This window comes from Sinorhizobium sp. GQ132 (assembly GCF_059758575.1).
The window spans coordinates 253,003-265,098 of the sequence record NZ_JCAXDX010000003.1 but is presented as its reverse complement, the minus strand read 5'-3'; the positions used below and the strand labels follow the sequence as shown (position 1 = coordinate 265,098).

Annotated in this window: 12 protein-coding genes; 3 read left to right on the top strand and 9 right to left on the bottom strand. The window is 62.8% G+C overall.

The window, feature by feature from the left end; genetic code table 11:
• Positions 1–9 precede the first annotated feature (9 nt).
• Positions 10–1,698, bottom strand: a complete 1,689-nt coding sequence (gene ctaD / locus AC6CIG_RS09540) for a cytochrome c oxidase subunit I (protein ID WP_003532329.1) — start codon at positions 1,696–1,698, stop codon at positions 10–12.
• 19 nt (positions 1,699–1,717) lie between these two features.
• A complete protein-coding gene (coxB, locus tag AC6CIG_RS09535) occupies positions 1,718–2,602 on the bottom strand; it encodes a cytochrome c oxidase subunit II (RefSeq protein WP_018094445.1) in 885 nt (294 codons plus the stop codon).
• Positions 2,603–3,002: 400 nt separating this feature from the next.
• Here coxB and AC6CIG_RS09530 point away from each other — a divergent pair, with 400 nt between their 5' ends.
• On the top strand, positions 3,003–3,533 hold the full coding sequence (locus AC6CIG_RS09530) for an invasion associated locus B family protein (protein WP_026168549.1): 531 nt from the start codon (positions 3,003–3,005) through the stop codon (positions 3,531–3,533).
• Between the two features lie 69 nt (positions 3,534–3,602).
• On the opposite strand, the gene ribB is transcribed toward AC6CIG_RS09530, so the two are convergent.
• Positions 3,603–4,703, bottom strand: coding sequence for a 3,4-dihydroxy-2-butanone-4-phosphate synthase (gene ribB / locus AC6CIG_RS09525; protein WP_018094444.1), 1,101 nt, complete (start codon positions 4,701–4,703; stop codon positions 3,603–3,605).
• A 115-nt stretch (positions 4,704–4,818) separates the two neighbouring features.
• Complete coding sequence (gene aroC / locus AC6CIG_RS09520; RefSeq protein WP_018094443.1) at positions 4,819–5,916, bottom strand: chorismate synthase; 1,098 nt, start codon at positions 5,914–5,916, stop codon at positions 4,819–4,821.
• Between the two features lie 440 nt (positions 5,917–6,356).
• Between aroC and AC6CIG_RS09515 the strand changes: the two genes are divergently transcribed.
• Complete coding sequence (locus AC6CIG_RS09515; RefSeq protein ID WP_003532345.1) at positions 6,357–6,617, top strand: DUF1344 domain-containing protein; 261 nt, start codon at positions 6,357–6,359, stop codon at positions 6,615–6,617.
• 10 nt (positions 6,618–6,627) lie between these two features.
• Here the strand turns inward: AC6CIG_RS09515 and AC6CIG_RS09510 are convergent, their stop codons facing one another.
• The 4 genes from AC6CIG_RS09510 to AC6CIG_RS09495 all read right to left on the bottom strand — a co-directional run bounded on the left by AC6CIG_RS09510 (position 6,628) and on the right by AC6CIG_RS09495 (position 10,083).
• Positions 6,628–7,254 (bottom strand): histidine phosphatase family protein, encoded by a 627-nt coding sequence (locus AC6CIG_RS09510; protein WP_437408347.1) that lies wholly within the window; start codon positions 7,252–7,254, stop codon positions 6,628–6,630.
• A 102-nt stretch (positions 7,255–7,356) separates the two neighbouring features.
• Positions 7,357–8,175 carry an enoyl-ACP reductase FabI gene (gene fabI, locus AC6CIG_RS09505; protein ID WP_018094441.1) on the bottom strand — a complete coding sequence of 273 codons (819 nt, stop codon included), beginning with the start codon at positions 8,173–8,175 and terminating at the stop codon, positions 7,357–7,359.
• A gap of 199 nt (positions 8,176–8,374) precedes the next feature.
• Complete coding sequence (locus AC6CIG_RS09500) at positions 8,375–9,418, bottom strand: DnaJ C-terminal domain-containing protein (protein ID WP_026168547.1); 1,044 nt, start codon at positions 9,416–9,418, stop codon at positions 8,375–8,377.
• A gap of 215 nt (positions 9,419–9,633) precedes the next feature.
• Positions 9,634–10,083, bottom strand: coding sequence for an RT0821/Lpp0805 family surface protein (locus AC6CIG_RS09495; RefSeq protein ID WP_018094439.1), 450 nt, complete (start codon positions 10,081–10,083; stop codon positions 9,634–9,636).
• Positions 10,084–10,223: 140 nt separating this feature from the next.
• On the opposite strand from AC6CIG_RS09495, the gene pdxH reads away from it, so the two are divergent.
• Positions 10,224–10,844, top strand: a complete 621-nt coding sequence (pdxH, locus tag AC6CIG_RS09490; protein ID WP_018094438.1) for a pyridoxamine 5'-phosphate oxidase — start codon at positions 10,224–10,226, stop codon at positions 10,842–10,844.
• 23 nt (positions 10,845–10,867) lie between these two features.
• Here the strand turns inward: pdxH and AC6CIG_RS09485 are convergent, their stop codons facing one another.
• Positions 10,868–11,926 (bottom strand): polysaccharide deacetylase family protein, encoded by a 1,059-nt coding sequence (locus tag AC6CIG_RS09485; RefSeq protein ID WP_437408346.1) that lies wholly within the window; start codon positions 11,924–11,926, stop codon positions 10,868–10,870.
• Between the last annotated feature and the right edge of the window lie 170 nt (positions 11,927–12,096).

The following is a 12,096-nucleotide window of genomic DNA, read 5'->3' as shown; positions in this document are numbered from 1 at the left end:
CGTTACCCGTCACTTGATCCGCGGGAGCTGCTCCCACTGGTGGAACGGCGGCGGCGAAGACAGCTGCCATTCCAGGGTGTTGGCGCCTTCGCCCCAGGGGTTATCCCCCGCAACGCGCTTCTTGGCGAAAGCTTCGGCGACACAGAAGAGGAAGATCAGCACGCCGACCGCCGCGATGTAGGAGCCGTAGGACGAAACCATGTTCCAGCCGGCAAAGGCGTCCGGATAGTCGATGTAACGGCGCGGCATGCCTGCGAGCCCGAGGAAGTGCTGCGGGAAGAAGATCAGGTTCACACCGACGAACATCACCCAGAAATGCAGCTTGCCCAGGAACTCCGAGTACATGTAGCCGGTCATCTTCGGGAACCAGTAGTACCAGGCCGCGAAGATGGCGAAGACGGCGCCGAGCGACAGCACGTAGTGGAAGTGCGCCACCACGTAATAGGTGTCGTGCAGCGCACGGTCGAGGCCGGCATTGGCGAGCTGGACGCCCGTGACGCCGCCGACGGTGAACAGGAAGATGAAGCCGATCGCCCAGACCATCGGCGTCGCGAAGCGGATCGAGCCACCCCACATCGTCGCGATCCAGGAGAAGATCTTCACACCCGTCGGCACAGCGATGACCATCGTCGCGAAGACGAAGTAGCGCTGCGTCTGGAGCGACATGCCGACCGTGTACATGTGGTGCGCCCACACGATGAAGCCGACGGCGCCGATCGCGACCATGGCGTAGGCCATGCCGAGATAACCGAAGATCGGCTTGCGCGAGAAGGTCGAGATGATGTGGCTGACGATGCCGAAGCCCGGCAGAATCAGAATGTACACTTCCGGATGACCGAAGAACCAGAACAGGTGCTGGAACAGGATCGGGTCACCGCCGCCTTCCGGCGCGAAGAAGGTCGTGCCGAAGTTGCGGTCCGTCAGCAGCATGGTGATCGCGCCTGCGAGAACCGGCAGCGAGAGCAGGAGCAGGAAGGCGGTGATCAGAACCGACCAGGCAAAGAGCGGCATCTTGTGCAGCGTCATGCCCGGAGCGCGCATGTTGAGGATGGTGGTGATGAAGTTGATCGCGCCGAGGATCGACGAGGCGCCGGCAATGTGCAGGCCGAGGATCGCGAGATCCATCGCGGGCCCGGGCATGCCGGATGTCGAGAATGGCGGATAGATCGTCCAGCCGCCGCCCGCGCCATAGGCGCCTGCAGGGCCTTCGACGAACATCGAAAGCAGCACCAGCAGGAAGGCCGGCACGATCAGCCAGAACGAAATGTTGTTCATGCGCGGGAACGCCATGTCCGGCGCACCGATCATGATCGGCACCATCCAGTTGGCGAAGCCGCCGATCAGCGCCGGCATGACCATGAAGAAGATCATGATCAGCGCGTGAGCGGTCGTGAAGACGTTGAACATGTGCTTGCCGCCGTCGATGGCAGCATCACCCTCGAAACCATAGACCATCTGGGCCAGACCGTGGAAGATCTGGATGCCCGGCTCCTGCAGTTCGGCGCGCATGAAGACCGACAGCGTACCGCCGATAATGCCGGCGATGATCGCGAAGATCAGGTAGAGCGTGCCGATGTCCTTGTGGTTGGTCGACAGGAACCAGCGCTGAAAGAAGGTCAGCGGCTTGTGCGCGTGGTCCGCGTGGCCATGATCGGAATGATCATGGCGTTGATCGTGATGAACGGCTGTTCCAGCCATGGTCAAGCTCCACTTCCGATTACTGTGCGGCGTTGTCGGCGACGTCAACGGCCTTGGCCGCGCCGTCTACGGACGCCATGAGCGCCTTGTTCGCTTCGCCGACATTGGTTGCGGCGGCGGCGAGCCAGGCGTCGTATTTATCCTGCGCAACAACGCGGACGGCGATCGGCATATAGGCGTGATCCTTGCCGCAGAGCTCGGAACACTGGCCGTAATAGAGACCTTCGCGATCGGCCTTGAACCAGGTTTCATTGAGGCGGCCGGGAACCGCGTCGATCTTGACGCCGAAAGCCGGCATGGCGAAGGCATGAATCACGTCGGCAGCCGTGACGAGCAGGCGAACGGTCTTGCCGACCGGCACGACGACTTCGTTGTCGACGGCGAGAAGACGCGGATACTGCGCCTTATCCTCCTTGCCGAGGCCCGCACGATCCTCGTCCTTCAGGAGCAGGCTATCGAAGGAGAGCGGGTTTTCGCCGACTTCATATTCATAGGACCAGTACCACTGGTTGCCGGTCGCCTTGACCGTCAGGTCCGGATTTTCCGGAGGCGTGAGCTGCGCGGTCAGAAGCTGGAATGAGGGAATCGCGAGGAAAAGCAGCACGATAACCGGGCCGACCGTCCAGATGACTTCGATCAGCGTATTGTGGCTGGTCCTCGACGGAACAGGATTGGCACTCTCGCGGAATTTGACGACCACGATGACCAGCAGCAGGAGAACGAAAAGTGTGATCGGAATGATGAACCACAGGGTATAGTGTTCAAACCACGTGATTTCTTCCATGATGCCCGTAGCAGCCGCCTGAAAGTTCGTCTGCCAGTCGACAGGCTTGTCAGCAAAGGCGCTCGAAGCAAAAAGCAGACAGGCAAGCGCTGCCAGAACTGCATAGGCCTTGTTTTTCACAATTACGTCTCCCCAATGCGCTTGATCAGGATCAAACCCGGAACGCAGAATCCCTGCGATACTGAAGCGCTTCAAACCACAGTTTGACCAGCGCCGCAACATCTGTCCAAGCAACCTCGTGCGGCATTTTTGCACAAAGCGGAAGTTTTCGCACAGGAGACCTCGCAACCGGTCGAAAGCCCTCCCACGCACCGGCGCCCGCGCGCGGGCCGGTATTCGCCGCCCCATTTGCGGGCAGCCACGCTCATCGGCGGAGACAAGGCGGCCCTCGCCAGGCCTATTTCGTGCCGGGAGGGCCCAATTTCGGCCATATGACACTGGAATGTAACGACCAGGGCTTTTCATTTATCCTCGCGCGCTTCAAGAATAGCCCTAATGATTCGAGGTTTTTGAGGTTTACATGGGCCTGTCCCTCTTCTCCCGGCTGCCCGCCCTGGCCGCGCTCGCAATTGCCGCCTTCGCACTCCCCGCAGCAGGCTTGGCCCAGCAATCCAACGCAACGCCGGGCACGGTGAAGTCAAACCACGGCGCGTGGTCGATCGTCTGCGACCAGCCGGCGGGCGCCTCGGCCGAACAGTGCGCGCTGATGCAGAACGTCATCGCCGAAGACAGGCCGGAAGTCGGCCTCTCGGTCGTCGTGCTCAAGACCGCCGACCGCAAGGCGAAGATCCTTCGGGTGCTTGCGCCGCTCGGCGTGCTCCTGCCGAACGGCCTCGGCCTGAATGTCGACGGCAAGGACATCGGCCGCGCCTATTTCGTGCGCTGCTTCTCCGACGGCTGCTACGCCGAGGTCGTGCTCGAAGACGAGCTCCTCAAGACCTTCCGCGCCGGCGCGACGGCGACCTTCATTGTTTTCCAGTCGCCCGAGGAAGGCATCGGCATCCCCGTCGACCTCAAGGGCTTCGACGAAGGCTACGACGCCCTGCCGTAACGGCAGCTTTCTTTAAAGGCGAGGAAGCCGCGTCCGGTGACGCGGCTTTTATTTCGGGCTCTTCTGGATTTACAGAATCTCGGTCGCGGCGATCTTGATGCCGAAGCCCTCCAGGCCGACGTAATGCCGCTCGCGCGACGAAAGAAGGCGAATGGAGGTGATGCCGAGGTCTTTCAGGATCTGCGCGCCGAGGCCGATCTCCAGCCACTCGCTTTCGCGCTCCTGTGCCTCCGAGTGGGCTTCCCTCTCGTGCTTGCCCTTTCGCGCGGTCTGCGAAATTCCGACCCCCACCGAGCCCTCTCGCAGATAGACGATGACGCCCCTCCCCTCAGCGGCGATGCGCTTCATGATCTCGTCGATCTGGCGGCCGCGGCCGAAGACGTCGGCTCCGACGTTCTCGAGGTGGAGACGCACGGGAATGTCGACGCCGTCGCGAATGTCTCCGAAAACCACGGCCAGGTGCTGCATCGTATCCCAGGGCAGCGAATAGGTGTGGCCCTTGGCCTTGCCGTAGGGCGTGTCCATCTCGAAGGAATGGCCCTGCTCGATCAAGGTCTCCTTGCGCTGGCGATAGGCAATGAGATCGGCTACGGAGACCTGCTTCAGGCCATGCGTTTCGGCAAAGGCTTCGACCTGCGGTCCACGCGTAACCGTGCCGTCATCGTTGACGAGTTCGCAGATGACGCCGATCGGCGGCAGGCTCGCGAGCCTGCAGAGATCGACGGCGGCCTCGGTATGGCCGGAGCGCATCAACACGCCGCCCTCGCGCGCCACCAGAGGGAATATGTGGCCGGGCCGGACGAAGTCCGTCGGCCCGACATTCGGATTGGCGAGGTTCCTGACCGTCAGCGTACGGTCGTCGGCGGAAATGCCGGTCGTGGTCCCGTGCTTGAAGTCGACCGAGACCGTGAAGGCGGTGGTGTGGGCGGAGTCGTTCTCGGCAACCATCGCATTGAGGTTGAGGCGCTTTGCCTCCTCCCGAGGCATCGGCGCGCAGACGATGCCGGACGTATGGCGCACGATGAACGCCATCTTCTCAGGCGTGCAGTGCACCGCCGCGACGATCAGGTCGCCCTCATTCTCGCGGCCGCCGTCGTCGGTGACGACGACGATCTCGCCTGCTTCGAAGGCGCGAATGGCTTCGACGACGCGCTTCTGGTCGTAGGACATGTCTTGTCTCCGCGAATATCCTGTTTGGTGCATTCCCAGACGGAAAACCGCTGCGCACCTTTTCCTGCAGCGCCACGCGTCTTTCAGAAGCGCGAAGGCCGCTGCAGCAGTCGAGTTACTTCAGCCGGCCGGTCTGGCCACGGTCACGCAGATAGTGATCGGCGATGGCGCAGGCCAGCATGGCCTCTCCGATCGGCACCGCCCGAATGCCGACGCAGGGGTCGTGACGGCCCTTGGTGCGCACGTCGACCTCCTTGCCGTCGCTGTCGATCGAGCGGCGCTCCGTGAGAATGGACGAGGTCGGCTTGATGGCGAAGCGCGCAACGACCGGCTGCCCGGTTGCGATCCCGCCCAGAATGCCGCCGGCATTGTTGGACAGGAAAACCGGTTCGCCCTGCGCTCCGATGCGCATCTCGTCGGCGTTCTCCTCGCCGCTGATCTCGGCTGCGGCGAAGCCGTTGCCGATCTCGACGCCTTTGACCGCGTTGATGGACATAAGATTGGCGGCGATATCCTGATCGAGCTTCGCATAGATCGGCGCGCCGATGCCGGCCGGAACGCCTTCGGCAACCACCTCGACCACCGCGCCGATCGAGGACCCCGCTTTGCGGATGCCGTCGAGATAGTCTTCCCAGACGGGCACAATCGCCGGGTCGGGTGCGAAGAACGGATTGTTGTTCACTTCCGCCCAGTCCCAATTGGAACGGTCGATCCGGTGCTTGCCGATCTGGACGAGTGCACCGCGGATCACCAGGCCCGGCACGACCTTGCGGGCGATAGCGCCCGCCGCCACGCGCGCAGCGGTCTCGCGCGCCGAGGAGCGGCCACCGCCGCGGTAGTCGCGGATGCCGTATTTCGCATCGTAGGTATAGTCCGCATGGCCGGGACGGTAGCGCTTGGCGATCTCGGAATAATCCTTGGAACGCTGGTCGGTATTCTCGATCATCATCGAGATCGGCGTGCCGGTCGAAATCATCGTCTCGCCGTCGTCATCGAGCATCACGCCGGAAAGGACCTTCACAAGGTCGTCCTCACGACGCTGGGTGACGAAGCGCGACTGGCCGGGCTTGCGCTTGTCGAGCCAGGCCTGGACTTCGGCGAGCGTAAAGCGAATTCCGGGCGGACACCCGTCGACGACACAGCCAAGTGCGGGACCGTGGCTTTCGCCCCAGGTCGTGACGCGGAAAAGATGACCGAATGTATTGTGCGACATGGCGGCTACCGAACTCCGGATCGCGAAGATGGCCGGTGAGCCGCCTCGCGTCTATTCCAATTACCCCGGAGCCGCAGCTGGCCCGCTCCGAGGGCCACGCGAGAGACGCGCGTGCCCTCTCTTAGTGGAAAGCGGGCACGCGGGAAAGTCCTTCTGCGGCGGCGGCTGGCACAGGTGCCATCTCCCCTGCCCCCAGGCTCGGCGCCTCAAGAAAGGTGCCGCTAAATTCCCGTGGAAAACCGGGAGAGTTCGGCTGCCGCCGAGCCGCTCCACCGCTTTCACGGAAACATCGGGTTGCAATTCGCCGCACCGGCCTTCACCCTCCAATGCGGTGGGCAACTGCATCGAAAAAGCAACGACATAGGGCTACTTTTGCCACAATCGGGGATCAAAGCGTGAGAACAACAAAATTCGCAAAATCATTGATGAGGGCAACAAGGATGCGATTTGTCATTGCCACGCTCATGGCCACCGCAAGCCTGCTTTCGCCGCTCTCCGCGCTTGCCGAGAGTGCCGATGTCGAAGCCGTGATCACCAGCGTCGATACCGACCGGCTGAGCCTCTCCCTCGATGACGGCAAGAGCTATCAGGCGCCCGAGGAGTTCAACTTCGAGGGGCTGGAGGCCGGCGTCAAGGTGCTTGTCTTCTATACCGAGGTCGACGGCAAGCGCGTCATCAACGACCTGGAGATTCTTCAGTAGGTTTGTGGCGTCAGAGCCAGCCTATCGAGCCATCCAGGATTTTCAGCAGGCGGTCCTGCGGGATCGCTGCAGCCGCCGCCTCATCGGCATCCATCTCCCCAAGCAGCTTGAACAATGCCCTGATAACGCCGCCATGGCTGACGCAGACGGTAGGCCGCGTCACGCTCCTGAGCCAGGCACCGACACGCCAGGACAGGATTTCGTAGCTTTCGGCGTCGGGACCGGGCGGGATGAAATCCCATTTCGCGACGCGCCTCTCTGCAATCCGCTCGGGCACGAGCCGCTTCAGTTCGGGAAGCGTGTAGCTCTCCCAGTCGCCGAAGGACACCTCCTTCAGACGCTCGTCGGTGCGGTAGGCCAAGGGATCGAGATCCATCGCCCGCCGAAGACGCTCCATGGTTTCGCGCGTACGGCCGAGCGGGCTGCTGACGAAATCGAAGTCGGCGGCGCCACTCCCGAGGAACCTCCTCAGCGCGACGCCGTTCCCAGTCGCCTGCTGCCGTCCGGTCTCGTTGAGGGGGATGTCCTTCTGACCCTGAAGGCGGCTCTCCGCATTCCAGTCCGTTTGTCCATGGCGAACCATGTAGATGAGCACAATGTCCACTCCGGGCGAGCCGCCGCGATCCCTGCCGCACATTCCGCAAACCGCAGCCGGTTTGAGGATAGAACATGCAGCAGTTCAAAGTGCGACAGCCGCCATGCGTCCGAAGGACGCATGGCGGCTGTCGAGCAAAGGCTGTCAATCCTTCACAACGCTGATGTCCGGCGCGTCAACGGCCTTCATGCCGACCGTGTGGTAGCCGGAATCAACATGATGGACTTCGCCGGTAACGCCGCTCGACAGGTCGGAAAGCAGGTAGAGGGCGGAATTGCCGACCTCCTCGATCGAGACCGTGCGCTTCAGCGGGGCGTTGTATTCGTTCCACTTCAGGATGTAGCGGAAATCACCGATGCCGGACGCAGCAAGCGTCTTGATGGGACCGGCGGAGATCGCGTTGACGCGAATGCCGCGGTTGCCGAGGTCGACCGCCAGGTAGCGAACGCTTGCCTCGAGGGCCGCCTTGGCGACACCCATGACGTTATAGTGCGGCATGACCTTCTCGGCGCCGTAATAGGTGAGCGTCAGTATCGAGCCGCCGTCGTTCATGACGCGATCCGCACGTGCGGCGACCGCCGTGAAGGAATAGACCGAAATGTCCATCGTACGCGCGAAGTTGTCGCGGCTCGTATCCAGGTAGCGCCCGGTCAATTCGTCCTTGTCGGAAAAGGCGATCGCGTGCACGACGAAATCGATCTTGCCCCACTTCTCTTCGAGGGCCGAGAATACGGCATCGATCGTGGTGAGGTCGGTCACATCGCAATGGCCGGCCATGAAGGCACCAAGCTCCTGCGCCAGCGGCTCGACGCGCTTCTTCAGAGCGTCGCCCTGCCATGTCAGCGCGATCTCGGCCCCCGCCTCGGCCAAGGCCTTCGCGATGCCCCATGCAATCGAGCGATTGTTTGCGACGCCCATGATGACGCCGCGCTTGCCATTCATCAGACCCGATGCCTGAGCCATGGAATGTCCCCAATACTGTCTGCCTCCACCAGCTGCTGCCGGTGGCAAAATTTCACGAATGCCAGGATGCCGCGCCTCCTGCAGCGGGTGCGGCAATTGTCGAGCATTGCCTATGGCATAGGCGCCACAGCGGTTCAAGCAGGAGGCAGATCAGGAACTGTTAGTCCCCGTAATATTGGTTCAGCTTGTCAGAAAAGCTTCATAAAAAGAGGCCGTCACGCTGGGATCGCATGAGGTCCGTCACCTTGTCGTCCGGTTTTTCGTGTAGCACCACCCGCAATTCGACGACCAGGTCGCCGCTGTTCCCGTCGGCCCCGCGCAAGCCTTTTCCGGCAATGCGGATCTCCTTGTCGGAGCCCGACCACGCCGGCACCGTCACCGTGAGCGGTCCGTTCGGCGCATCGATCGTCGTTTCGCAGCCGAGAACCGCGCTCTGAAGATCGATCGGCAATGTGGTGACGAGGTCGAGACCGCGGGTCCGGAACGGGCCGTCCTGGCGGAGGCGCAGGGTTGCCACCACATCGCCGCGCGCCATACCGGCAACGCGGTAGCCCTGCTCCTTCAGGCGGATCGCCTGGCCGTCCGTAGCGCCGGCCGGGATGGGGACCTTCAGCAGTTCTCCGTCCGGAAGCTCAACCGGCACCCGCGCGAGATTGATCACGTCCTCGACGCTGGCGTGAACGTCGACAGCAAGATCCGGCACCTTCTCGGCCGTCTTCGCGATGCGTCCGCGAATACGCTGGACGATCGCGGCGACCAGATCCGCCGCCGGCATGATCGAGCGACGGGCAAACGCGTCGGCTTTCGGCTGCTCTTGTTTTGCTTCGGCGGCGAGCTCGGTTTTGGCTTCCACCGGCGCACGTTCCCTTTCGGCGGGACGCGCGGAGGATTTCGGCCTGGCGGCAGCGGGCTGCGGCTCGACGCCGAATATGCGCGAAATCGCTTCCTCGGCCGTTTCGGTGCCGACAGGGTCCTCCGGCACCTCCGCGCCTCGCATCTTCTCCTTCATCGCCTCCATGCGACGAAGCTCCGCCTCGCGCCGCGCCCAGTCGTAACGGCTTCTGCGCACCGGATCGCGAAGCAGCTCATAGGCCCTGCCCGCTTCCGCGAAGCGTTCGTTGGCGGAAGGATCGTCCTGATTGTGATCGGGGTGGACCGCTCTGGCGACGGAGCGCCAGGCCGCCTTGATTTCCTCTTGCCCGGCGGTGCGACGCACACCAAGAATTGCATAGGGATCGCGCATGGCTGCTATCGTTTTCTCTACTCGGCGGTCCTTCCCCGGATGCCCGCCTGACACCTCACGACGAGCGAAGAGGGTCTGCGAGACCTTCTCCGTCACCGGGCGATGATCGGGCGAAGTTGCTAACTATCGGTTAGTCGGAAGCGGGGACGCGGTGCCGAAAACATCGTCCGGGACGCTTCGCGGCCGCTTTGCGGCAATATGGTTAACCTGCGATTTCAGCTCCGCGGGCCGAAGCTCGTCAGGTACCATTCCCCGTTGCCGAGCTGGCAGGTGTTGCCATCGAACTTGGCAATGCCCTCGAAGGAGTGCCGGGTCGTGGTGAAGCGGCGGCAACGCATGCCCGAGGCATGGTCTTCCTGGATGCTGCTGATGACGCCGGCGCTGCCGGAATTTGCATTTGCCCAGGGGATGGTTCTGTCCTGACTGATGTCGGCAGCGGTAACGAGGTCGCGCACGGCTATGGCATCGGAAAGGCCGTCGGATGTCTTCGCCACCGGCACGGTTCCGGTCGAGACCGAACGATCGACGCCCGATCCCCCGAAGACGTCGAGGCCCGCGCCCATGCACCCCGGCAGGGCGAGAATCGTCACGCAAATTGCCGCGCTGCGCAGCAATGCGAAGGAAAGACCCTTCTTGCCATCGTTCCGCTTTGCTATGTCTTGCACGGCATTCCTGTCAGACTCGCCAGAGCGCACCACGTCCCGAGGAAGTCCGCAGGCAGGCTCTGACATTATTACGATGCGGAAACGCCACTCGGCTCATCCCGAAGCGTTCCCGCGCCAGACACACGGCATTGGAAAACAATATGACCGCGAACGAGTTAACAACCGGTGACTTCACGGAAGCAAGCGAGCCCTTTTCCCTTTTTGGCACATGGCTGAAGGAAGCAGAAAAGAGCGAGGTGAACGATCCGAACGCCGTCGCCCTTGCGACCGTCGACCCGGATGGCATGCCCAATGTGCGCATGGTCCTGCTCAAGGGGTTCGACGAACGCGGCTTCGTCTTGTACACGAATTTCGAAAGTCAGAAAGGCCGGGAAATGCTCGCGACCCCAAAAGCGGCCCTGTGTTTCCACTGGAAATCGCTGCGCCGCCAGGTGCGTCTGCGCGGTCCCGTCGAAGTCGTCTCCGACCAGGAAGCCGACGAATATTTCATGAGCCGGCCCCGCGGCAGCCGCATCGGCGCCTGGGCATCGAAGCAGTCCAGGCCGCTCGAAAGCCGCTTTGCGTTGGAGAAGGCCGTCGCCGAATACACGGCGCGGCATGCGATCGGCGAGATTCCACGTCCGGATTACTGGTCCGGATTCCGCATCCGTCCACTGTCGATCGAATTCTGGCACGACCGTCCCTTCCGGCTGCACGACCGTGTCGAGTTCCGCCGCGAAACGCCGGACGGTGGTTGGACGAAAGTGCGGATGTACCCCTGACGGAAAGACGCTGCCACCGCGCCTCAAGCTGCCTGGCGGGCAAAGAGCCGGAACGGGATGCCGGAACCGAGCGCGGTCACATAGCGCGCGGCCTGGAAATGGCCGTTGAGCGAAATGCGCGGCAGCGCATGAGGATTGGCAGCCTTGGACAGCATGCCGGGCTGCGTCGTCACCGCCACGGCAAAACCGAGTTTAGCCGCCAGCCGATGATCGCGGGGCGAAACCGCGAGCCTGTCCCCATAGGGATAGGCGAAGCTCGTGGGCCGGCGACCGGTGATCGTCCCGACGCGTTCGGCGGAGGCTGAGATTTCGCGGCTGGCCTCGTCGTCGCCAAGCCGCGCAAGTGCGCGATGGCTGATCGTGTGTCCGCCGAGGCTCGCAAGCTGGCTTCGGACCAGGCTTCGAAGTCCCGCTTCATCCAGCGTCAAACGCTCGGTGATGGCCAGCGGATCGATGCCGTGCTCCTGCGCGGCCCTGTTTAGTGTCGCGAGCGCATGGGCCTCATCGCTGCCATGGACGTAAGCGGCGATCCGATCGAAGGCGGCCTGCTTCTGCGCAAGGTTTTCGCTCGCCACCGCTTCCTCACCTGCGCCGAAATCGAAGCGAAACCTGCGGCAGACCGACAGGAGATCGGCGAGCGTTTCCCACCAGAGCGTATGGCTGCGGTCGATGTAACCGGCGGTGACGAAAACGGTGAAGGGCACGCCGTGGCGCTCGAAGACCGGCAGGGCGTGATCGAGATTGTTGCGGTAGCCGTCATCGAGAGTGAAGCAGGCGAAGGGCCGGGTATCGGCGGAAGCGAGGCAGGCGGGCAGGTCGTCCAGCGGGATGAAGCGATAGCCGTCCCGCTTCAAAGTCACGATCGCCTCTTCGAGGAATTCCGGTGAGATTTCCAGATGGGCGTTGGGATCGAAAGCCCGCGCAACCTTCGGGCGGACATGATGCAGGGTGAAGATCGCCCCGCGCCCGCGGGCCGCCCCCAACAGCCGTGCCCGCGCAAGCAGATGCGCAGCTTCGAGCCCGCCGGTGATAGCGGCGCGCTTGGCATGGTAGCGGACCAGACCCGCAAAGCCGTGTTTCATCTTCTTCCGTCTTCTCAAATCGTCCTGTCGAGCTCGGACGGGCGTTGCGGCCCGGACGGTAACGTCTGCGGGGTTAAGCCTTGCTGAATCGGCCGGGCGGTGCGAAAGAGCGGGCCGCCTTTTGTGCGGCGAGGTTGCAACGACGCCTCGAGCCTGTCAAAACAGCGTAC

Bases quoted from the DNA above. Each gene is read 5' to 3' on its own strand.
- ctaD (WP_003532329.1), bottom strand. From the start codon at position 1,698: ATGGCTGGAACAGCCGTTCATCACGATCAACGCCATGATCATTCCGAT.
- AC6CIG_RS09530 (WP_026168549.1), top strand. From the start codon at position 3,003: ATGGGCCTGTCCCTCTTCTCCCGGCTGCCCGCCCTGGCCGCGCTCGCA.
- ribB (WP_018094444.1), bottom strand. From the start codon at position 4,703: ATGTCCTACGACCAGAAGCGCGTCGTCGAAGCCATTCGCGCCTTCGAA.
- aroC (WP_018094443.1), bottom strand. From the start codon at position 5,916: ATGTCGCACAATACATTCGGTCATCTTTTCCGCGTCACGACCTGGGGC.
- AC6CIG_RS09515 (WP_003532345.1), top strand. From the start codon at position 6,357: ATGCGATTTGTCATTGCCACGCTCATGGCCACCGCAAGCCTGCTTTCG.
- AC6CIG_RS09510 (WP_437408347.1), bottom strand. From the start codon at position 7,254: ATGTGCGGCAGGGATCGCGGCGGCTCGCCCGGAGTGGACATTGTGCTC.
- fabI (WP_018094441.1), bottom strand. From the start codon at position 8,175: ATGGCTCAGGCATCGGGTCTGATGAATGGCAAGCGCGGCGTCATCATG.
- AC6CIG_RS09500 (WP_026168547.1), bottom strand. From the start codon at position 9,418: ATGCGCGATCCCTATGCAATTCTTGGTGTGCGTCGCACCGCCGGGCAA.
- pdxH (WP_018094438.1), top strand. From the start codon at position 10,224: ATGACCGCGAACGAGTTAACAACCGGTGACTTCACGGAAGCAAGCGAG.
- AC6CIG_RS09485 (WP_437408346.1), bottom strand. From the start codon at position 11,926: ATGAAACACGGCTTTGCGGGTCTGGTCCGCTACCATGCCAAGCGCGCC.